22 protein-coding genes are annotated in these 21,713 nt (G+C 61.2%); 13 read left to right on the top strand and 9 right to left on the bottom strand.

Annotated features, from left to right (window positions below):
- Positions 1-151 precede the first annotated feature (151 nt).
- Entirely contained in the window at positions 152-1,015 is an 864-nt protein-coding gene (gene nadC, locus BM346_RS00285; RefSeq protein WP_092008331.1) for a carboxylating nicotinate-nucleotide diphosphorylase, read from the top strand.
- A 76-nt stretch (positions 1,016-1,091) separates the two neighbouring features.
- The gene (locus tag BM346_RS00280) at positions 1,092-3,167 is read left to right on the top strand and encodes a putative bifunctional diguanylate cyclase/phosphodiesterase (RefSeq protein ID WP_139229879.1); all 2,076 of its coding nucleotides are present in this window, start codon (positions 1,092-1,094) and stop codon (positions 3,165-3,167) included.
- Here BM346_RS00280 and BM346_RS00275 read toward each other — a convergent pair.
- From BM346_RS00275 to BM346_RS00260, 4 genes are read right to left on the bottom strand one after another with little or no spacing between them, the layout of a single operon-like run.
- Complete coding sequence (locus tag BM346_RS00275; RefSeq protein WP_092008329.1) at positions 3,154-3,489, bottom strand: YqcC family protein; 336 nt, start codon at positions 3,487-3,489, stop codon at positions 3,154-3,156. The two genes, BM346_RS00280 and BM346_RS00275, sit on opposite strands and share 14 nt — an antisense overlap.
- 41 nt (positions 3,490-3,530) lie before the next feature.
- Positions 3,531-4,226 (bottom strand): DnaA regulatory inactivator Hda, encoded by a 696-nt coding sequence (gene hda / locus BM346_RS00270; RefSeq protein ID WP_092008328.1) that lies wholly within the window; start codon positions 4,224-4,226, stop codon positions 3,531-3,533.
- Positions 4,223-4,780: a CDP-alcohol phosphatidyltransferase family protein gene (locus BM346_RS00265; RefSeq protein WP_092008327.1), complete on the bottom strand. Its 558-nt coding sequence runs from the start codon at positions 4,778-4,780 to the stop codon at positions 4,223-4,225. The genes hda and BM346_RS00265 overlap by 4 nt, the downstream gene beginning before the upstream one ends.
- A 28-nt stretch (positions 4,781-4,808) precedes the next feature.
- Positions 4,809-6,008: a DUF2066 domain-containing protein gene (locus BM346_RS00260; protein ID WP_092008326.1), complete on the bottom strand. Its 1,200-nt coding sequence runs from the start codon at positions 6,006-6,008 to the stop codon at positions 4,809-4,811.
- A gap of 177 nt (positions 6,009-6,185) precedes the next feature.
- Between BM346_RS00260 and purM the strand changes: the two genes are divergently transcribed.
- From purM to BM346_RS00245, 3 genes are all read left to right on the top strand, one after another.
- Positions 6,186-7,250, top strand: coding sequence for a phosphoribosylformylglycinamidine cyclo-ligase (gene purM / locus BM346_RS00255; RefSeq protein ID WP_092013116.1), 1,065 nt, complete (start codon positions 6,186-6,188; stop codon positions 7,248-7,250).
- 5 nt (positions 7,251-7,255) lie between these two features.
- A complete protein-coding gene (gene purN / locus BM346_RS00250; protein ID WP_092008325.1) occupies positions 7,256-7,921 on the top strand; it encodes a phosphoribosylglycinamide formyltransferase in 666 nt (221 codons plus the stop codon).
- Positions 7,922-8,078: 157 nt separating this feature from the next.
- On the top strand, positions 8,079-8,849 hold the full coding sequence (locus tag BM346_RS00245) for a DUF3108 domain-containing protein (protein WP_092008324.1): 771 nt from the start codon (positions 8,079-8,081) through the stop codon (positions 8,847-8,849).
- A gap of 10 nt (positions 8,850-8,859) precedes the next feature.
- On the opposite strand, the gene BM346_RS00240 is transcribed toward BM346_RS00245, so the two are convergent.
- The 4 genes from BM346_RS00240 to apbC form a co-directional block, all read right to left on the bottom strand.
- Positions 8,860-10,125, bottom strand: a complete 1,266-nt coding sequence (locus BM346_RS00240; protein WP_092008323.1) for a valine--pyruvate transaminase — start codon at positions 10,123-10,125, stop codon at positions 8,860-8,862.
- A gap of 39 nt (positions 10,126-10,164) precedes the next feature.
- Positions 10,165-10,779 carry a YjaG family protein gene (locus BM346_RS00235; RefSeq protein ID WP_092008322.1) on the bottom strand — a complete coding sequence of 205 codons (615 nt, stop codon included), beginning with the start codon at positions 10,777-10,779 and terminating at the stop codon, positions 10,165-10,167.
- Between the two features lie 104 nt (positions 10,780-10,883).
- On the bottom strand, positions 10,884-11,450 hold the full coding sequence (dcd, locus tag BM346_RS00230) for a dCTP deaminase (RefSeq protein WP_092008321.1): 567 nt from the start codon (positions 11,448-11,450) through the stop codon (positions 10,884-10,886).
- Between the two features lie 124 nt (positions 11,451-11,574).
- Positions 11,575-12,675, bottom strand: coding sequence for an iron-sulfur cluster carrier protein ApbC (gene apbC, locus BM346_RS00225; protein WP_092008320.1), 1,101 nt, complete (start codon positions 12,673-12,675; stop codon positions 11,575-11,577).
- 161 nt (positions 12,676-12,836) lie between these two features.
- Here apbC and metG point away from each other — a divergent pair, with 161 nt between their 5' ends.
- From metG to nth, 8 genes are read left to right on the top strand one after another with little or no spacing between them, the layout of a single operon-like run.
- Positions 12,837-14,882 (top strand): methionine--tRNA ligase, encoded by a 2,046-nt coding sequence (gene metG, locus BM346_RS00220; RefSeq protein ID WP_092008319.1) that lies wholly within the window; start codon positions 12,837-12,839, stop codon positions 14,880-14,882.
- Positions 14,883-14,913: 31 nt separating this feature from the next.
- Positions 14,914-15,495 (top strand): electron transport complex subunit RsxA, encoded by a 582-nt coding sequence (gene rsxA / locus BM346_RS00215; RefSeq protein ID WP_092008318.1) that lies wholly within the window; start codon positions 14,914-14,916, stop codon positions 15,493-15,495.
- Positions 15,496-15,508: 13 nt separating this feature from the next.
- Positions 15,509-16,087 carry an electron transport complex subunit RsxB gene (rsxB, locus tag BM346_RS00210; protein WP_092008317.1) on the top strand — a complete coding sequence of 193 codons (579 nt, stop codon included), beginning with the start codon at positions 15,509-15,511 and terminating at the stop codon, positions 16,085-16,087.
- Positions 16,087-17,898, top strand: a complete 1,812-nt coding sequence (gene rsxC / locus BM346_RS00205; protein WP_092008316.1) for an electron transport complex subunit RsxC — start codon at positions 16,087-16,089, stop codon at positions 17,896-17,898. Before rsxB ends, rsxC begins: the two co-directional genes overlap by 1 nt.
- Complete coding sequence (gene rsxD / locus BM346_RS00200; protein ID WP_092008315.1) at positions 17,895-18,941, top strand: electron transport complex subunit RsxD; 1,047 nt, start codon at positions 17,895-17,897, stop codon at positions 18,939-18,941. Before rsxC ends, rsxD begins: the two co-directional genes overlap by 4 nt.
- A 4-nt stretch (positions 18,942-18,945) precedes the next feature.
- A complete protein-coding gene (rsxG, locus tag BM346_RS00195) occupies positions 18,946-19,632 on the top strand; it encodes an electron transport complex subunit RsxG (protein WP_092008314.1) in 687 nt (228 codons plus the stop codon).
- A gap of 1 nt (position 19,633) precedes the next feature.
- Positions 19,634-20,350 carry an electron transport complex subunit E gene (locus BM346_RS00190; RefSeq protein WP_092008313.1) on the top strand — a complete coding sequence of 239 codons (717 nt, stop codon included), beginning with the start codon at positions 19,634-19,636 and terminating at the stop codon, positions 20,348-20,350.
- 26 nt (positions 20,351-20,376) lie between these two features.
- On the top strand, positions 20,377-21,018 hold the full coding sequence (gene nth / locus BM346_RS00185; protein ID WP_092008312.1) for an endonuclease III: 642 nt from the start codon (positions 20,377-20,379) through the stop codon (positions 21,016-21,018).
- A 74-nt stretch (positions 21,019-21,092) separates the two neighbouring features.
- Here nth and BM346_RS00180 read toward each other — a convergent pair whose 3' ends face one another.
- Positions 21,093-21,665 (bottom strand): chalcone isomerase family protein, encoded by a 573-nt coding sequence (locus BM346_RS00180; protein ID WP_092008311.1) that lies wholly within the window; start codon positions 21,663-21,665, stop codon positions 21,093-21,095.
- Positions 21,666-21,713: the final 48 nt, after the last annotated feature.

Genomic DNA, 21,713 nt, shown 5'->3' with positions numbered 1-21,713 from the left:
CTGGAGTGATCCCGCCCGTCGATTCCGGCAACAAACTGACGTAAAACGTCACTCTCTGAAAAGGCCCGATACCGACTCCGGGTGTTTCCAGCAACGCACGCGGTCGATACAATCAACGGCCCTGACCCCACAGACCGGACAAATACCTTTTATGACTCCACTGTCACCCGAACTCCTGCGCCAGTCCCGCATCGAATCCGTCGCATTGAGCCTGCGTGAGGACATCGGCAGCGGCGATATTACCGCCGCCCTGATTGCCCCGGAAAAGATGGGCCGGGCCCGGGTCATTACCCGGGTTGAAGCCGTGCTGGCCGGTCGGGCCTGGGTCGACGAGGTCTTCCACCAGGTCGACCCCCGGGTGCGGGTGCAATGGCAGGCGGCGGATGGTGACCGGGTCGAGGCCGGCCAGCTCCTGTTCACCTGCGAAGGGCCGGCAAGGAGCCTGCTGACAGCGGAGCGGTCGGCCCTCAACTGGCTGCAGACCCTGTCAGGGGTGGCAACCCGCTGTCGGCGATACGCCGACCAGGTGGCCCACACCCGTGTGCGCCTGCTGGATACCCGCAAGACCCTGCCCGGCCTCCGCCTGGCGGAAAAATACGCGGTAAGCTGTGGAGGATGCTATAACCACAGGATAGGACTGTGGGATGCGTTCCTGATCAAGGAAAACCACATTGCGGCCTGCGGATCCATCGCCGCGGCGGTCAGCCAGGCCCACCGGATCGCTCCGGGAAAACCGGTCGAGGTGGAAACGGAAAACCTGGATGAGGTGCGACAAGCCCTGGATGCGGGGGCCGACATCATCATGCTGGATGAGTTTTCCCTGGTGGATATGGGCACTGCGGTAAATCTGGCGGCAGGCGCCTGCCGCCTGGAAGCGTCGGGGGGCATCAACCAGGATACCCTGGTGCCAGTGGCGGAAACCGGCGTCGACTTCATTTCCATTGGCGCCCTTACCAAAGACGTGGAAGCCACGGACCTGTCCATGCGACTTCATATGGACGCCAGTGGCGGCTGACAAAGCTTCCGGAAGAGGCTGATCAATCAAGGATACCGGATACGCCCAGGCGGATCCGGACACAGGCAGGGACACCGTGCAACAACACAGCCAAAGACAATTGCGAGAACGCTGGCTTCCAGTTCTGGCCGACACCCTGGTCAGTCTCATCATCCTGTCGCTCGCCCTCAGCCCACTGATACTGCTGATGACACCGAAGGTGCCCCTGGGCCGGGATGCCATCGTCGACTTCCTCTGGTCCGCCGGCCCGGCCATGCTGGTACTGGCGGGCACTTTCGTCTATGTCCGGGCTCTTCTGAGGGAGCGACGACGGATCGAATCCCGCCTTGAGGACGTTGTGGAGGAGCGCACCCGGGAACTTCAGGCCATAAACCAGGAACTGAGGGACGAGATTTTCGTTCGCGAGCAGGCCGAGCGCTCTTTCCGCCGTTCTTCCAGGCATTTTCGGGCACTGTTCGATACCGCGGCCACCCCCATCATCCTGATCGATTCCTCTTTCCGGATCCGCCAGTGGAACGCCTCGGCGGAGAGTCTGTTCGGCTATAGCCGCGATGAAGCGGTCGGTCGCAACCTGGTGGAAACCTTCATTCCGGAGGAGTACCGGGATGAGATGGGCTGGAAAATCCTCAAGACCCTTGGAGCCGGCCATGATCGGGAGACCCTCGAAACCGGCATTCGCGGCTTCGATGGAAGCCATCACATCATCCTGTGGAACCTCAACCTGCTTCAGGACGAAGAGGAGGACCGGCACCAGCTGATTCTTATTGGCCAGAACATCTCGGAAATCCGCAGAACCCAGGACCAGCTTCATTATCTGGCCCACTTTGACGCTCTGACCGGCCTGGCCAACCGGCGCCTGTTCGAGGACCGTTGTCGCCGGGCCCTGGCAAGCGCCACCCGCCATGGTCATCATTGCGCCCTGATCAGCCTCGACGTCGATCATTTCAAACGGATCAACGACACCCTGGGCCATGACGCTGGTGATGTGCTCCTCCAGACCCTTTCCCAGCGCCTGAAAGACAGCGTACGGGAGGAAGATACCATCGCACGTCTTGGGGGCGACGAGTTCGCGGTACTGCTCCACCACGTCAGCGGGGCCGAAGGGTGTGAAAAAGTGGCCCGAAGCATCCTGGACGACATCACCCGGCCCATAACCGTCCCCGGGGGCGAGCTTGTGATTACCTCAAGCATCGGCATCACCGTTGCACCGGTGGACGGCGCCAGCTATGAACAGCTGCTTAAGAACGCAGACATGGCCATGTACCGGGCCAAGAAAGCGGGCCGCAATAACGTCCAGTTCTTCAGTGAGGACATGAACCAGGAGATACAGCGCCAGATGTCGCTGGAACAGGAGCTCAGGGCCGGCATCAGGGCCGGTGAGCTCGACCTTCACTACCAGCCGGTGCTGGATGCCCGCAGCGGGCGGATCGTGGCCATGGAAAGCCTGTTACGCTGGAATCACCCCCGCCGTGGCCTGCTGCGTCCAGGGGATTTTCTGGAGGTGGCGGAACAGAGCGGTCAGTTGCACGCCATTGGTGAATGGATCTGCAACAACGCCTGCCTTCAGGCACGGGCCATCCAGGCCATGAGTGGCGATAGAGTCCAGATCAGCATCAATCTGTCATCGCGGCAATACAATCACCCCAAACTTGGCGAAGAGCTGGCAAGGACCATCGAGTTAACCCGCCTGGACCCCTCCCTGCTGATGGTGGAGATCGACGAACGCCTGCTGTCCGACCGTCTGGAGGAAACATCAGCCGTGCTGCACTCCCTCAAGGAGACGGGGATCGGCCTGACACTGGATCGGTTTGGCAGCGGGCTATCATCCCTCACCCTGCTACGGGAGCTTCCCTTCGACCAGGTCAAGATCGACCCACCCCTGCTGCAGCGGGCTCCCGACGATGAAAACACCGCTGCCATTACCCATACCCTGATCAGTCTTGCCCGTCAGCTCTCCCTGAGGGTGGCCGCCGCCGGAGTGGAGACCGAGGAACAGCACCGCTTCCTGCGTCAGGCTGGCTGCCACCTGCTGCAGGGCCACCGATTCTGCCCACCGGTGTCCAGCGATGGGCTTGGCGAGCTGTTTGCACAGGTTCGCCAGGGCCGGAACCTGTTGCCCGATGTGCTTGATAACGACATCAGGAATCGCTGAGCAGACGGTCTACCGCTTCCAGCTCCCGGACCAGACGGTCGCCGGCTTCAGGGCGGCCCCGGAAATGCTCCTCGGCCATGGGAGCTATACCGGATACGGCTGGCAGACCATGGCCCCGCTCCACAATCACTTTCATACGGGCCAGGAATACGAACTGCAGCCATTCTGTAAAGTCCAGGGTATCGATGCAGAATGGCTGGTTGCTTGCCAGGGCTTCCGGGGAGGGTGCTTCGAAGGACCAGACCCTGATCCGCCGCATTTCCGCCTCGATGTTCAGCAGGCGGTCCGCCACTTCAGCGATGGGATCCTGTTGGTCACTCATTGAAAGGCTCCTGGGCAATACGTGTCGTCACAGGGAAAAGGTTACCATCCCATGACCGACTTCACGAAGGGAATGGTCAGGCGCCGTTGGGCCTGGAGTGAATTCTCGTCCAGCGTGTCCAGCGTGGACAGCAGGGCCCCGAGTCCCCGTGGCGACCGGCGCATCACGAATCCGGCCACTTCGTCACTGAGTACCAGCCCCCTCTGCTCCGCCCGGGACTTGAGTATGGTCATCCGGTCCTCGTCACGGTAGGTGCCAAGCTGGACCAGCAACCCTTCCTGCAGGCGGGAGCGAAGGTCCGGCAGGTCCAGCCCGACTCTCGCCGGCGTTTCATTCACCGTGACCATAATCTGGTTTCCCAGGTCCCTCACGCGGTTATAAAGATGGAAAAGCGCCTCTTCCCACTGGGGATTGCCGGCGAGCATGTGAACATCGTCCAGCGCCACCAGGTCCATGGTCTCGACACCGGCAAGGGCCTCCGGCGCGGTGGCAAGCAGCTCGGGAATACTGAAGCAGACCGCACTGCGGCCCTGCTGCTCGAACTCATGGCAGGCCGCCTGCAGCAGATGACTCTTGCCAGTATCCTCATCGCCACAGATCACCAACAGGGGAAGGTCCGGATCGCCACAGCATTGCCGGATCAGGGCCGCAGCCTGGGCGTTGCGTTCGCCGTGGAAGTTGGACCAGCGGGCTTCATCCCGCAGACGCACTCCGAGAGTCAGTTGGGCACCGGTCACGAGGCTCTCCCGCGCATGGCCCTCAGGCCCCAGAGGGCGACGTAGTGGCTCCCGCTGATAATCGCCATTACGGTAACGGACCAGACGGCAGCGGTGTGGCTCCACGGCGGCAGATCGAACCCTGCCTCAATCATGATGACCGCCAGCGCCGCCATAATCTGGATCAGGGTATTGAGCTTTCCGGTCATGCTCGGGGTCACATCGAAGGGCCCGATCAGCCGGTGAAACATCAGACCGCCTCCGATAATGACCACGTCACGGATCAGCACCACAGCGAACAGCCACCAGGGCAACACCATGGTCAGGCTGAGCACCAGGTAAGCGGCAAGCATCAGCAACTTGTCCGCCAGGGGGTCGGCGATGGCGCCAAGTCTGCTTTTCCAGCCGAACGCCCTTGCCAGCAGCCCGTCCAGTCCATCCGTCACCGAAGCGATGATGAACAGTGCCAGGGCCAGGCGGTACTGACCACTGGCGAGCATGTAGGCGAAAGGCATGACCAGCAGTATCCGCAGGAACGTCAGTGCGTTAGGGATCCAGCGCCAGAAATTTTTCATGAGGTCCTTTGCTCTCCTGGCAGGGCTATCACTCTCCGGCCGATGGCGTCGCGATCACCCCACCCCGCCACCGATAATGAAGCGTCTGGTCGACCTTCTGAAAAACGTCCTGGCCGGTCTTCACCTGCGCGGGCTCCGCCGTTGCGCCGGGCCCCGCCTCCGGCCCAGGACGATCGGTGGATTCAGGCTCGGGAGCTACCGGCAGGAACCGATCATCGAGGGCGATATTCCTTCGAAGCTGATCCAGTTCACCGGTGAATGCCACCCGCAATACAATCCGCTGCCTGGTTACCTGCCGTGCCCCCACACTTTCCACCGGGGTCAGGCCGGAGAGGGCCCGCTTGATGGCGGCATAATCGGCGACGGAGTCCACGTCCGCAATCTCTATATGAACGACAGGTCCGGTAGCGACGGCACTGGCGGTCACCGCGAAGCGGTCGGCCAGTTCGCTGGTCCAGGCATCAATGATCGTCCGGGTCAGCTCTTTCGGGCTGGCTCCGGTGGCGCTTTTCTGCTGATCGACGCCCTCACCCTCATAGATCCAGCTTGCCTCCCAGCCATCGTTTCGACGGTTGATGCGCACTACCGCCAACAGATCGTGAGAGGTGCCCTGTGACGCCTCGGAGATGCGCCCCATGAACTGGCCCCAGACCTCCGACAGCAGTCGACGGTCGGAAGCCTGCTCCACGGCGGGAAACACGAGAGGCAGACCACGCTCGGCCGCCGCCTGCTGAAAGTGAGCGGACCAGCCCTCTCCGGAGGACTCGTCGGGATCGACCAGCAAGCCCCGATCGCCCCGGTCCTGCACGGCGATCCAGGCCAGGGTCAGGGGCCGGTTCGCGCCCCATACCCGGGCTCCGGCGGAGGCGAGGGCCCGGTTGACCGCAACCTGACCAAAGGTAACCGCCAGCGCTTTCCCGCCGTCTTCACCCTGCACCACCTGCCAGCTCTGCACCAGTGACTCGGCGTCCTCCAGCACGGGACCAATACCCTCAAGCCCGGTAACTTCGCTGTTCCCTGAAACCCGGACCAGCACCTCTCGAAGCGCGGTCTCGTAGCCCTCCGCCAGGGCCTGCTCGTCGGTCCCGGTCAGTGGAACCTGTTCCCGAAAGAGTCCATCCACGACGACGGCGTGGGCCGGCATTGCCGTGAGCAAGGCCAGACATGCGGTTGCCAGCAGGAGAAAAAGCCGCTGGCCCAGCTGATGCCAGTGATGTGTTACAGCCATGAGTCACCCAGAGATTCCTTAATCCGGGCCATAGGATACACGATGGTCCGGAGGGTGAGTAGCAATGGCCGCCGACCGTCGGATCCGCAGCTTCGTCAAACACATTTGGAGCCCCAACCACCAGCTGGTAAAATCCCGCGCTCACCCCCACCACCGATCAACATGGCTGACCCCGACATGAGCAAGAACAAGCCCTCCCTGACCTACCGCGATGCCGGCGTGGACATCGACGCCGGCAATGAACTGGTAAACCGGATAAAGAACACCGCCAGCCGCACCCGCCGGCCGGAAGTGTTGGGAGGTCTCGGAGGCTTCGGCGCGATGGTCACTCTCCCTGCGGGCTATCGCGAGCCGGTGCTGGTATCCGGGACCGACGGAGTCGGCACCAAGCTGCGCCTGGCCATGCAGCTGCAGCGGCACAACACCATCGGCATAGACCTTGTGGCCATGTGCGTGAACGATCTCGTGGTGGGTGGCGCCGAACCCCTGTTTTTCCTCGACTATTACGCCACCGGAAAACTGAACGTCGATGTCGCCGCCAATGTGGTGGAGGGAATCGGCAAGGGTTGCGAGCTGGCAGGCTGCGCCCTGGTGGGTGGTGAAACCGCGGAAATGCCGGGTATGTACGAAGGCGATGATTACGACCTGGCCGGCTTCTGTGTCGGCGTTGTCGAGCGGGACAGCATTATTGACGGGGGCCGGGCGCAAGCGGGCGACGCCCTCATCGCGCTGGCCTCGTCCGGCCCCCACTCCAATGGTTATTCCCTGATCCGCAAGATCCTCGAGGTCACCGAAGCCGACCTGAACCAGACCATAGGTGAAACCACCCTGGCTGACGCCCTGATGGCGCCAACCCGGATCTACGTCAAGAACCTGCTGCAGCTGATCAAAACCGTTGACGTGCGGGCCCTCTCCCACATTACCGGAGGCGGATTGCCGGAAAACATTCCACGGGTACTGCCGGACGGCAGCCGCGCCGCTATCGACACCACAAGCTGGGAACTGCCGGCGGTCTTTCAGTGGCTGAAGGACAATGGCGGCGTGGAAGACCATGAGATGTACCGCACCTTCAACTGCGGCATCGGCATGATTGTCTGTGTACCGCAGGATCAGAAGGCCCTGGCTCTGGATACCCTGGCCGCCATGGGCGAAGTTGCCTGGCAGGTAGGCGTTCTGGAAAGTCAGCCCGATCATGACGCGCCAGCCGATGTGCGTTACGCGCCGGGACTGATGCAGGAGTGAGTGGCATGCAGGCAGATCCGGTGGAGAAACCCCGCATCCTGGTGCTGGCTTCCGGCAGCGGCACCAACCTGCAGGCGCTGGTGGAGGCCACCCGGGAGCGGGACTTCCCCGGTGAGATCGTCGCGGTGGGCAGTAACCGCCCCCAGGCTTTTGCCCTGGAACGGGCAGCCCAGGCCGGCATAGAAACCTTTACGGTGGATCATACCAGCCATGGCAGCCGTGAGGAGTTCGACGCCGCGTTGAGACTGGAGCTGGAACGGAGGCGACCGGACCTGATCGTGCTGGCCGGCTTCATGCGGATCCTGACCCAGGATTTCGTCCGCGCCTTCCACGGCCGCATGCTCAACGTTCACCCGTCACTGCTGCCCAGGTACCGGGGCCTGAACACCCATCAGCGGGCAATTGACGCCGGTGACCGGGTACACGGGGTGTCCATCCACTTCGTTACAGAGGACCTGGATGGCGGGCCGGTCATTGCCCAGGCGGAGGTGCCCGTCCACCCCGATGACACCATCGAATCCCTGGGGGAGCGGGTACAGGAGCGCGAACATCTGCTCTATCCCATCGTGGTGCGTTGGTTCTGCGAGGGCAGGCTCTCCCTCTCCGGTGATGATCAGGTACTTTTCGACGGCGAGCCCCTGCCCCGGACCCTGACGCTGCCTGCGACCTGATCGCTTATCCCGATACCCTGCCGTCCCGGTGACCGGGGCGGTGCAACCGTTAAGAAACCGTCATTCGACCAGTGCCCCAGCAGCGTTACACTCGGAGCTGAACAAAGCGCGGCCTTTGATAAGTTTCCGCTGAAGCCTGCTGTACCGGAGATTGATAGTGATAACCACTGACACCCCTGTCATCCGTCATCTCATGCCCGCCCTCCTGCTTACCCTTGCAATGACCGGGACCGTCTCCGGCAGTGAGCGGGAAACCACACCCGCCAACCCGGGCCTGGCAGAGGTCGAACTGACTCCCCTCAAAGCCACCTACAGCGCCACAATGGACAAAGGGATCTCCATCAACGGATCCGCCACGCTCTCCCTGACCCACCAGGAGGATGGCACCTGGCTGTATCGTTTCGATGTGGAATCCTTTATCGCCGATATCGACGAATCCCTGACCCTCAGGTGGCAGGATGGTCGGGTCCAGCCACTGGAGTACCGCTATGCCCTCGAGGGACTGATGGTCAGCAATCGTAGCAGGGCCATGAATTTCAACTGGCCAGCGGGAACGGTCAACGGCAGTTATAACGGTGATACCTTCACCATGCCCCTGGAGGAGGGTGCCCTGGACCCGTTGGGGTTTCAGCTCCAGCTGCGTCAGGATCTCAAGGCTGGCAAGGAAAGCATGTCCTATCCGGTCGCCGATGATGGTGACTACGATCATGACCGCTTCACGGTGGTGGACAGCGAGCCGCTGAAAACCGAATTCGGTATCCTCGAAACGATCAAGGTCGAGAAGGTCCGTGGCGAAGGCAGCAAGCGGGAAACGCTATTGTGGTTCGCCCCCGAGCTGGACTACCTGCTGGTGCGACTGGTTCAGGTGGAACCGGATGGCAGCCGCTACGAAGTAACTCTGGACAAGGCGGAGATAGCCGGCAGGTAACGGCTCGATTTCAATCCGCCTCGCGCCAGATGGCCTTTACCTCTTCGGCAATCGCGCGCAGACCTGCCGCCACCCGCTCATCATCCTGGGAATAGGTCACCCGCAGGCACTCGTGGCGATGACGCCAGTCATTCTCCGGTAACCCCGGGAAGAAATAGTGCCCCGAAACCACCAGAACGCCCCTCGCTTTCAGGCGCTGGTACAACTCCAGGCTGGTCACCGGCAGGTCCGGGAACCACAGCCAGAGAAACATGGCGCCTTCGGGCTTGTGAACATACCAGCGACAGTCGTCCCCCATGGCTTCCCTGAAGGCGGTCACGGCGCGCTCCATTTTCGCTTTATAGAACGGACAGACAACCTCCCGGCTCAGGGACAGGATTTCGCCGCTGCGCACCAGCGGTTCAGCCAGCATGGCGCCGAAGCTCCCGGTTGCCAGGTTCATGATGGCGTTGATACCGGACAGGGCCTTCACGATCTCCCCGGAGGCGATGACGATGCCGGTGCGGGCGGCTGGCATGCCCAGCTTGGAGAGACTCAGGCAAAGAATGACCTGCTCGTTCCAGTGCGGTTTCGCCTCCACGTAAAGAAGGCTCGGGAAAGGAGTGCCATAGGCGCCATCCACGATCAGCGGAATGTCATGGGCCCGGGCCATTTCTTCAAGCCGGGTGAGTTCCTCGTCCGTAATGACGTTGCCAGTGGGATTGGTGGGGCGAGAGACACAGATGGCACCGGTCTCACCCGTCACCTCCACGGCGTCGAAATCGACCCGGTATTTGAATTCGTGAGCGCCGGTGAAGCTGATGTCCGGCTGCACCGCCCGGAACAGCTCGGGAGCAATACCGGCGTCGGCGTAGCCGATGTACTCCGGCGCCAGAGGCAGCAGAATGTGCTTGCGCAGCCCGTCGCCGAAATCACCGCCGAACATGTTGAACAGCATGAAAAACGCCGCCTGACTGCCGTTGGTCAGGGCAATGTTCTCAGGGGTGAGACCCCAGCCGTATTCCCGGTTCAGCAGGTCCGTCAGCGCGGCAATAAACTGTTTTTCGCCCTTGGGGGGATCATAGACTCCCACCAGGCGCTTCATTGCCTCGGGATCGGCGGCGATCTCTCCCAGAATCTCGGTCAGCCGATCCTGTACCGCCGGTATCTGGCCAGGGTTACCACCCCCCATCATGATCATGTCGTCGCCGGAAGCCAGAGCATTGCCCAGGTCATCCATCAGCGAGGTAATGCCGGCATCGGCGGTAAACTTGCGGCCAAAGGCGGAAAGTTTCATGGCAACGTCACCTGCGTTCCGGTGGTATGTGGAAAACCTTCAGGTCTCCGGCTCATCATCCGACAGGGTGATGCCCAGGTTGCTGAGGCCATCGTTGGCGGCCTGGGTCCTTACCCGCTGGATAAACCCGTCAGTGGGCGTACGCTGTCGCTTCAGGGCAAGGACCAGGTCACGCTGGAAAATCTTGTCTTCCTTCATCAAGGGATGACTTTCCAGCAATTCCACCAGTTCACTTTCATCCAGGTCCTCGCCTTCCGAGAAGGCAATGAAGTTCATTACCGTGCCGGTGGCGACCCGGGAAGCCTCCGTCGCCCGGTGCTTCCCGGGATTCAGCCGACTTAGAAGCGCTTCTTCGAGTAACTGGCAGAAATCGAACGCCGGGTAGACACCGTAGGCATCGTATTCCTCCACGTTCGGGCTCAGGCTCTCCAGCTTGGCCAGCATCTGGGGAATGACGGTTTCGCCACTGCGGTCGGCAAACATCTCCCACCCGGCGTCCGCCAGCTGTCGCATCTTGCCACCCGCCTTGGTGCCAATCGCCTCGCTGAAAAGAGCGTAATTGGGAAAGGCCCGCTCGGCCAGCGCCAGCAGGAATACGGTCTGGCGCCAGCCCTGGAGCTGTTCAACCGCTTTAAGAAACTGGTTCGCGTTCACGTGCGGCTCCTGCTTTATTCGGTGGTTATGTCCAGATCATTCAGTGGTTCAACCAAAAAACGGGCCACCGGGGCCCGCTCATGAATCGCCAACAGCTGAACGGGTCAGGCTCTCGGTAAGGTGACGCCGATCTGGCCAAGGTACTTGCCACCCCGATCCTTGTAACTGATTTCGCATTCCTCGTCCGACTCGAAGAACAGCATCTGGGCAACCCCTTCGTTGGCGTAGATTTTCGCCGGCAGGTTGGTGGTATTCGAAAACTCCAGGGTAACCTGGCCTTCCCACTCCGGTTCCAGGGGCGTCACGTTGACGATGATACCGCAACGGGCATAGGTGGACTTGCCCAGGCAGATGGTCAGTACCTTGCGGGGGATGCGGAAGTATTCGACCGTGCGGGCAAGGGCAAAGGAGTTGGGGGGAATAATACAGACATCGCCGGTGTAATTGACGAAGCTGTTATCATCGAAGTTCTTTGGATCCACCGTCGCGGAGTGCACGTTGGTGAAAATCTTGAATTCATTGCTGCAGCGCACGTCGTAGCCATAGCTGGACGTGCCATAGGAAATGACCCGTCCTCGGGAGGTTTCCCGGACCTGACCGGGTTCAAAGGGCTCAATCATGCCCTCTTCTTCCGCCATGCGGCGAATCCATCTGTCGGATTTGATGCTCATTGATGCCGTCTCTCGCCTGTCGCTGCGCTGTTGCCGAATTGCCGTCGATTCCCCGACCCCGCCGACCTCGGTCGAACGGGGCGCCATAGTTTACCCCTAAGGGTTGCCGGCGGCAAAAGCCATATCAATCATCGCTGATGGAAATGCTGGGGATGGGACCACTCTGATTTTTTGCGCGGGTGGACAGACCGGCGGACAGCCGGCGGGCGATATCGCGATAGCGCCGGGCCACTTCCGAATCCGGCTCGGCCACCACCGACGGGTTGCCGCCGTCGGTCTGCTCGCGGATGGTCAGGTGGAGGGGCAACTGGCCCAGCAGCTCGGTCTGGTAGTCGTCCGCAACCCGCTGGCCGCCACCTTGTCCAAAAAGAGGCTCCTCATGTCCGCAGTTGCTGCAGATATGGATGCTCATGTTCTCTACAACGCCCAGTACCGGGATTTCGACCTTCCGAAACATCTCGATACCCTTTTTGCAGTCCAGCAGGGCGATATCCTGGGGCGTGGTGACCACCACCGCACCGGTCACCGGAACCTTCTGGGCCAGGGTCAGCTGGATGTCCCCGGTGCCCGGCGGCATGTCCACCACCAGGTAGTCCAGCTCTTTCCACAGGGTCTGGGTCAGCAGTTGCTGAACCGCACCGCTGACCATGGGGCCACGCCAGACCATGGGGGTCTTGTCGGTCACCAGGAAGGCCATGGACATGGCCTGGATGCCATGGGCCTGAATGGGCAGGAAGTACTTGTCGCCTTCCGTGCCGGGGCGCTGACCCTCGGGAATGCCCAGCATCATGCCGACGCTGGGGCCGTATATGTCCGCGTCAAGGATGCCCACCCGGGCACCCTCCGCCGACAGCGCCAGGGCCAGGTTGACCGCAGTGGTGGACTTGCCCACACCACCCTTGCCGGAGGCAATGGCAATGATGTTCTTGATACCGCCGATGGATTCCAGGTCACGCTGGGCCTTGTGGGCGTGAATCCGCTGGCCGACCCGGACCTCGGCGCTGGCGACACCCTCGACACCCTCCAGGGCATTGGTCAGGATTTCCGCCATGCCGCCGGCAATGCCCTGACTGGCGTAGGGCAGCTCCACCGTCAGTGTCACCCTGCCCTGGTCATCGGCGTCCAGCGCCTTGACGGCGTCAAGCTGGTACAGATCCGTTGCAAGATAGGGATCGCGGTATTCACGCACTGCCCCTTCCAGGGCGGATCGGGAAATCTCGGCCATCATGTGCTCCGTGGGTCAAATATCCGGATGGAAGCAGTGAAAACGCTGTCCGGGAAGATGAAAAGTGTTGTCATGGAAGGTATCATTTGTGCCCGTTTCTGACCATACGAAGCTTCCCGCCGGAGCTTTCCTACACAGATCACCAAGGTTCGGATAGCAACATGACGCAAGCGAGAGCCAAGCAACAGCGCGACATTCTGGTTACCAGCGCCCTGCCCTACGCCAACGGGCCCATTCACCTGGGGCACCTGCTGGAATACATTCAGACCGATATCTGGGTGCGCTATCAGAACATGCGGGGCCAGAACTGCTACTACGTTTGCGCCGACGATGCCCACGGTACCGCCATCATGCTGCGCGCCGAGCGCGAGGGCATCAGTTCCGAACAGCTCATTGAGCGTATCCGGGAGGAACACCAGCAGGACTTCGCCGGCTTCAATATCCGTTTCGACAACTACTACTCCACCCATTCCGAGGAAAATCGGCAGTTTTCCGAATTCATCTATCGCAAGCTCAAGGAAAACGGGCACATTGCCACCCGCCAGATCACCCAGTTCTTCGACCCGGAGAAGGAAATGTTCCTGGCGGACCGTTTCATCAAGGGCACCTGCCCCAAGTGCAAGGCGGAAGACCAGTACGGTGACAACTGTGAGGCATGCGGCGCCACCTACACCCCGGCGGAACTCATTAACGCCCGCTCAGCGGTGTCCGGCGCCACACCGGTGGAGAAGCAGTCCGAGCACTTTTTCTTCAGACTGCCGGACTTCGAGGACTTCCTGAAGGAATGGACCCGCAGCGGCACCCTCCAGCCCCAGGTGGCGAACAAGCTGGCTGAATGGCTGGATGCCGGCCTGCAGGAATGGGACATCAGCCGTGACAAGCCCTACTTCGGATTCGAGATCCCGGATGCGCCCGGCAAGTACTTCTACGTCTGGCTGGATGCGCCTATCGGTTACCTTGCCAGTTTCAAGAACCTCTGCAACCGGGTCGGTATCGATTTCGAGCATTTCTGGAAGGCGGATTCCGAGGCCGAGGTCTATCATTTCATCGGCAAGGACATCATCAACTTCCATGCCCTGTTCTGGCCCGCCATGCTCCATGACGCCGGCTTCCGCACCCCTACCGCGGTCTGGGCTCACGGCTTCGTGACCGTCAATGGCAAGAAGATGTCCAAATCCCGGGGCACCTTCATCATGGCCCGCACTTACCTGGACCATCTGGACCCCGAATACCTCCGTTACTATTTCGCATCCAAGCTCACGGCCGGTGTGGATGACATGGACCTGAACCTTGAGGACTTCGCCGCCCGGGTGAATTCCGACCTGGTGGGCAAGGTGGTGAACATCGCAAGTCGCAGTGCGGGCTTCATAACCAAGCGTTTCGACGGGCGTCTCGGCACTGTGACCGAGCAGGAGAAGCTGAAGAGTTTCATTGACGCTGGCGAGGAGATCGCCGACTTCTACGAGACCCGGGAATTCGGCCGAGCCATGCGCCGGATCATGGAGCTGGCGGATATTGCCAACCAGTATGTGAACGAGGAACAACCCTGGGTGATCGCCAAGCAGGAGGGCCAGGACGGGAAGCTCCAGGCCATCTGCACCAACGCCATCAATATGTTCCGCCTGCTTATGACCTATCTCGCACCGGTGTTGCCAAAAACCGCCGAGCGCGCCGACAGCTTCCTCGACGCGCCACTGGACTGGAACAACCGCTCGCAGTTGCTGGAAAATCACGCCATCAACAAGTTCAGCCCCCTGATGAGCCGGGTCGACATGGCGCAGGTGGAGAAAATGATCGAGGCCTCCAGGGAAGAGATGGTTTCCGCCACCGGTGGCCAGCCGGAAGCGAAGAAGGCGGCCGGCAACCTGGAGCCGGTAGCGGACGAAATCGAGTTTCCGGATTTCGCCAAGGTTGATCTGCGGGTGGCCAGGATTGTCAAAGCCGAACATGTGGAAGGGGCCGACAAACTTCTCCGCCTGACCCTGGATATCGGCCATGGTGAACGGAATGTTTTCGCGGGCATAAAGTCCGCCTACGGGCCCGAGGAACTGGAGGGCCGCATGACAGTGATGGTAGCCAACCTGAAACCCCGGAAGATGAAATTCGGACTGTCGGAAGGCATGGTGCTGGCAGCGGGTCCCGGCGGCGAGGAAATCTTCATCCTGTCACCGGATTCCGGCGCAACTCCGGGCATGCGGGTGATGTAAGGCGGCACGGCCACCTGGGAGCGACACGCCAATGACCGAATACCTGCTGATCCTGATCAGCACGATTCTGGTGAACAATTTTGTCCTGGTGCAGTTTCTCGGCCTCTGCCCTTTCATGGGCGTGTCCGGCAAACTGGAAACCGCCATGGGCATGTCCCTGGCCACCACCTTCGTGCTGACCCTGGCATCCGTATGCAGTTATCTTGCCTACACCTACCTGCTGGCGCCGCTGGACCTGATGTTCCTGCGGACCATCACCTTTATCCTGGTGATCGCGGTCGTGGTGCAATTTACCGAAATGGTGGTTCGTAAAACCAGCCCCCTGCTCTACCGGGTGCTGGGAATCTTCCTGCCATTAATCACAACCAATTGCGCCGTGCTGGGTGTTGCATTGCTCAACATCAACAAGAACAACAACTTCGTGGAGTCGGTTCTGTATGGTTTTGGCGCCGCCGCCGGATTTTCCCTGGTGCTGGTGCTGTTTGCCGCCATGCGGGAGCGGATCGCCGTGGCCGATGTGCCACTCGCCTTCCGGGGCGCGGCCATCGGTATGGTGACCGCGGGCTTGATGTCATTGGCATTCCTGGGTTTTACCGGCCTGGTGGGGGTCTGACGGAGTTCGTAATATGTGGACAGGTATCCTCATAGCCGTTCTGGTCCTTCTTGGCCTCGCGGTGGTTTTCGGTGCCCTGCTGGGCTATGCCGCGGAGCGGTTCCGGGTGGAGGGAAATCCCCTGGTGGACCAGATTGATGCCCTGTTGCCCCAGACCCAGTGCGGCCAGTGTGGCTTTCCAGGCTGTCGGCCCTACGCCGAAGCGATCGCCAACGGCGATGCCATCAATAAATGTCCGCCGGGAGGCGGAGGCACCATCAAGGCCCTGGCAGACCTGCTGGACGTGGAGCCCCAACCCCTGGATGCGGAACACGGGGTCGAGCAGGACAAGCGGGTCGCGGTGATCCGCGAGGACGAATGCATCGGTTGCACCAAGTGTATCCAGGCTTGCCCGGTGGATGCGATTCTGGGGGCCGCCAAGCACATGCATACAGTGATTGAGAGCGAGTGTACCGGCTGCGATCTCTGCGTGGAGCCCTGCCCGGTCGACTGCATAGACATGGTGAATATCGCGCCGGATATCCGCACCTGGACCTGGCAACCGCCGAGGTCCACCCTGATCGCCACCGACCGCCAGGGAGTCAGTGCCTGATGAGCCAGTTGTGGAGCTTTCCGGGTGGCATCCATCCAGCGGAGAACAAGCAGCAGTCCACCAGCCGGCCGATCCGCAAGGCAGGCATTCCGGAACGCCTGGTCCTGCCCCTCCAGCAGCATATCGGGGAACCCGCGGAACCCGTGGTTGCCCCGGGTGACAGGGTTCTCAAGGGCCAGAAGGTGGCAGACGTCACTGGCGGCTTGGGCGTGCCGGTCCACGCCCCTACTTCCGGCACTATCGAGTCCATAAGCCGACACCCGGTACCGCACCCGTCGGGTATGGAAGACTGGTGCATAACCCTGATTCCCGACGGCGATGACCGCTGGTGTGAGCTGAATCCGACGTCCGAGTACCGGAAGCTGGATCGGGAGGGCGTTCTCGAAAAGATTCGTGAAGCCGGCATCAGCGGTATGGGGGGCGCGGGCTTCCCCGCCCACATCAAGCTGCGGCCCCCCAGTGACCGCAAGGTCGACATCCTGATTCTCAACGGCGCCGAGTGCGAACCCTATATTACCGCCGATGACATGGCCATGCGCGAACGGGCGAACGAGATACACAGCGGCCTCAAGGTCATGGCCTGGGTTCTCCGGCCGGAGCGCTGCATCATCGCCATCGAGGACAATAAACCGCAGGCCATCGAGGCCATGCGCCGAGCCAGCGAGGGCACCCAGGCGGAGGTGGTGGTGATTCCCACCAAATACCCCTCCGGAGGCGAGAAGCAGCTGATCCAGATTCTCACCGGGATGGAAGTGCCCCATGGCGGAATTCCCGCGGATATCGGCGTGATGTGCCAGAACGTCGGCACAGCGATCGCCGTTTCCCGCGCGGTCTTCCGGGGCGAACCGCTGATTTCCAGGATCACCACCGTGACTGGTGAAGGGGTCTCCGAGCCCGGGAATTTCGAGACCCTGATCGGTACACCCATCCGCCACCTTCTTGATCAGGCGGGCTTTGACCCGAAGCGTATCAATCGACTGATCCTTGGCGGCCCAATGATGGGCTATACCCTGGAGAACACAGAGGTTCCAGCGGTCAAGACCACTAACTGCATCATCGCCGCCACTGAAGCGGAGCTGCCCCTGCCACCTCCGGAGCAGCCCTGCATCCGGTGTGGCCTCTGCGCTGACGGCTGCCCCATGGAGTTGCTGCCCCAGCAACTGTTCTGGCACGCCAAAGCCCAGGACTTTGACCGTGCCGAACACCTGAATCTGTTCGATTGCATCGAGTGCGGTGTCTGCTCCTACGTCTGCCCGAGTTCTATCCCGCTGGTGCAGTACTACCGCTATGCCAAGGGGGAGATCCGCACCCAGCGGGCCGAGCAGGTCAGGGCCGACCGGGCCCGTGAACGGTTCGAGGCCCGCCAGGCCCGGCTGGACAGGGAGCAGCAGGAAAAGGAATTGCGCCGCCAGGAGCGAGCGAAGGCCGCCGCTGAAGCCCAGGCAAAGAAAAAGGCAGAAGCCGAAAAGGCCGTGGTCAGCGGCGAGGCACCCGATGAGCGCGACGCCAAGGCTGCCATGGTCCAGGAGGCGCTGGCGCGCAAAAAGGCCAGATCAGCCGCGAAAGAGACGATGCCGAACGGTGCCGGAGGTGCCGAAAAACCGGACGTCGAGGCCCTGGAAAAACAGTTGGAACAGGCCAGGGGCAAACTGGAAACCATGGAGCGAATGCTTGAGGACGCGAAGGCGACCGAGGCCGACAATGTGGAGAAGCTGGAACGGGCCGTAACCAAGAATCTGGATCGGGTGAAACGGGCGGAAGACGCCTTGGCGGATGCCCGCAAGCAACTGGAAACGGAGCCGGGAGAATGAGCCTGCTGCAACAGTCCTCCCCCCACGCTCATCGTGCGCGACCCACCTCCCGGGTGATGCAGTGGGTCATCCTGGCAGCCCTGCCAGGTCTGTTTGCCCAGACCCTGTTCTTCGGCTGGGGCAATCTCATCAACGTCATCTGGTGCATGCTGCTGGCCCTGGCCGCGGAAGCGGCCGTACTTCAGATTCGCGGCAAACCGGTGGCTTTTTTCCTGCGTGATCATACCGCCGCGGTCACCGGACTCCTGCTGGGACTGTCTTTGCCTCCGTTTGTGCCCTGGTGGGTAGCGGCGGTAGCCGTCATTGCAGCCATTGTACTGGCCAAGCAACTCTACGGTGGTCTCGGGGCCAACCCCTTCAATCCTGCGATGGTTGGCTATGCCCTGGTGCTGGTATCGTTTCCGGTCGCCATGACCACCAACTGGGCGGAAGCCGGAATGCTGTGGGATGCACCCGGCTTTGGTGAAACCCTCAACATCATCTTCTCGGGGCAGCAAACCGCCATTGACGCCTATACCATGGCCACGCCCCTTGATGAGTACAAGCACAAGATCGCCACCCACACCGCCGCCGAAGTCCTGCAGCACCCGACCTTTGGAGCCGGGGTGGCCAAAGGCTGGGAGTGGGTCAACGGTGCCTTCCTTTTCGGTGGCCTTGTACTGCTTGCCCTGCGCATCATCAGCTGGCACATTCCGGTGAGCTTTCTGGCCGGCCTCGCCCTGATGAGCCTGGCCTTCGGCAACAACCCGGACCAGTACGCGCCGGTATCCATGCACCTGCTGGCAGGTGGCACCATGCTCGGTGCGTTTTTTATCGCCACCGATCCCGTCTCCGCAGCCACCAGTCATAAGGGTAAGCTGATCTACGGCGCCAGTATCGGTGTGCTCATCTACCTCATCCGGAGCTGGGGCAACTACCCGGATGCTGTGGCCTTCAGCGTTCTGCTGATGAATTTCGCGGTGCCGTTCATCGATCATTACACCCCGCCGCGTACCTACGGTCATCATAAGCCCCCACGGGGCATACCGGGCAAGACGGGATAACACCATGGCAGCACTGGCACAATCCATTCGTCGCAGCGCCATCGGTCTCGGTCTGTTCGCCGTGATCACCGGCGGCACCATCGCCCTGACCCAGCAGCTTACCGAGGATCGTATCAGGGAGCAGGTCGCCCGCGCCGAAGCGGCCGCGCTGTACGAGATCATTCCGGAGTCGCATCATGACAACGACCTGCTGAACGACACTGTGACGTTGCCACCCGGTGAAAATCTCGCCATTGATGGACCATTAACCGCATGGGTTGCGCGGAAAAGCGGCGATCCGGTCGGACTGATTTTTCCCGCCGTTGCGCCCGATGGCTATTCCGGTGATATTCATCTGCTGGTGGGCATCAGCCTCGACGGCACCGTTCTGGGCGTTCGGGTAACCAGTCACCGGGAAACACCGGGGCTCGGGGACCGGATTGAACTGAAGAAATCCAGCTGGATCACGTCCTTCGAGGGCCGGTCACTTGGGGACCCGGAGCCACGAAACTGGAACGTCAAGAAAAACGGGGGGGTCTTCGACCAGTTCACCGGAGCCACCATCACCCCCCGAGCCGTGGTGAAAGCCGTCAAGAAAACGTTGATCTACTTCCGCAGGCACCGGCCGGAGATTCTCAGCGCGGTCGGAGCCGAGCCTTCCACCTTCGAGCGGGCCCGGGGCGAGCGCCAACAGAACAGGGGACAACGCTGACATGAGCACCAAGACCAGCGCCGAGATCATCCGCGACGGACTCTGGACCAACAACCCGGCCCTGGTCCAGGTACTGGGCCTGTGCCCACTGCTGGCCGTCACCAGTACGGTGGTCAATGCCATCGGCCTGGGCATCGCCACTCTGCTGGTACTGATGGGCTCCAACCTGGCGGTGTCGGTGATCCGCAATTTCGTGAGTGACTCGGTGCGCCTGCCAGCCTTCGTGATGATCATTGCCTCGTTCGTTACCTGCGCGGAACTCCTGATGCAGGCCTTCACTTACGAGCTTTACCAGATTCTCGGCATATTTATCCCCCTGATCGTCACCAACTGCGCGATCCTGGGCCGGGCTGACGCGTTTGCCTCCAAGACGGGGCCGGTACCGGCGCTGCTCGATGGCGCGATGATGGGGCTGGGTTTCCTGGCGGTACTGATTGTACTCGGCGGTATGCGTGAACTGATTGGCCAGGGCACGCTGTTCGTGGATATGCACCTGTTGCTGGGTCCCACGGCGGCAGACTGGACCCTGAATGTATTCCGTGACTACCCGGATGCCCTGTTCATGGTATTGCCGCCCGGCGCCTTCGTCGGCCTGGGGCTGCTGATCGCCCTGAAAAACGGCATCGATAACACCCTGGAGCAGCGTCGCAAGGCCCGAACCAGCGAAGCCGTTGCGGCCGGCAGCAAGCGTGTCCGGGTCACCGGCCACATCTCCTGAGCGACAATCCCCTTAACCGGAACGGTATGAACAAGCAGAAACGAATCGAGATTTTCACCCGTCTGCGGGACGCGAACCCATCCCCCACCACGGAGCTGAATTACGACAGCGCGTTCGAACTGCTGATTGCAGTCATACTGTCAGCACAGGCTACCGATGTCGGAGTGAACAAAGCCACGGCAAAACTGTTTCCAGTGGCCAATACTCCCGAAGCCATCCTGGATCTGGGGGTGGAAGGTCTCAAGGACTACATCAAGACCATCGGTCTGTATAACAGCAAGGCGGAAAATATCATCAAGACCTGCCGGGCGCTGCTGGACAGGCACGACGGTGAGGTGCCCGATACCCGGGAGGAACTGGAAGCCCTGCCCGGAGTCGGTCGCAAGACCGCCAATGTTGTCCTCAACACGGCGTTCGGTCAGCCCGCGATGGCGGTGGACACCCACATCTTCAGGGTATCCAACCGTACCGGCATAGCTCCGGGCAAGAATGTTCTGGAAGTGGAAAAACGCCTGATGCGCCTGGTGCCCAGGGAATTCCTGCAGGATGCCCATCACTGGCTTATCCTGCACGGGCGCTACACCTGCACCGCCAGGAAGCCCAAGTGCGGCTCCTGCATCATTGAGGACCTATGCGAGTACAGGCATAAGCGGGACTATATCGAGTAAGTTACAGGCAGCTCGGGGCGTGTCTGCAGAAAAGCCCCCCGATCCCGTGGCGTCTCCCGAAACCGGAAAGCGCTTCACTTGCCAAGCATATCCGCTTTCAGACTGCCCTGAACCGGGTCATCCGAGAGCCAGATGCCAAACAGCGCTTCCTTGAACTGACGATCTCCGATGGTCCTCCCCAGCTCGCCGTTCTTGATCACCTGGACCCCCTCGTCGGGTACGTACACCAGGTCGAAGACGTCCCCCTCACTGATCTCATCGGCAAACACCGCCAGCAGGGCGTCGACCTCATCCTGGATTGGTGCCATATTGCCGTCCGTGGACTTGTCGAGCCCCTCCAGCGTGGCCTCGGTCATGTTGTCGCTATTGATGCGGCCGGAGGTTACGTGCAGAGCAATGGCCTGGGGTTCCTCCGCTGCCAGGATGGCGGATGCGTCCGTCGACTTCTCGGGCAGATAGAGGGCGGCTACATAAAGTTTTATAAAGAATTTGGAACGAGTGCCGGCGCCGTTGAGAAAAAGTTCGGTGTCACCGGCGGTCAGGGTGTCTCGAACCTTCGTTCCATCCACCGTGGCCGCCGATGCGCCACCTGCCAGCAACAAAGCCAGCATCATCCCCGACACACCAGCCAACGCGCGAAAAACCATAATAAGCTCCTGTTTTGATTATTTTATCCCGCCTGCGGGCACTCCAGC

The organism is Marinobacter daqiaonensis (genome assembly GCF_900115285.1).
GTDB lineage: Bacteria > Pseudomonadota > Gammaproteobacteria > Pseudomonadales > Oleiphilaceae > Marinobacter > Marinobacter daqiaonensis.
The sequence above is the reverse complement of the archived record's forward strand: the minus strand, read 5'-3'. Positions and strand labels throughout refer to the sequence as shown.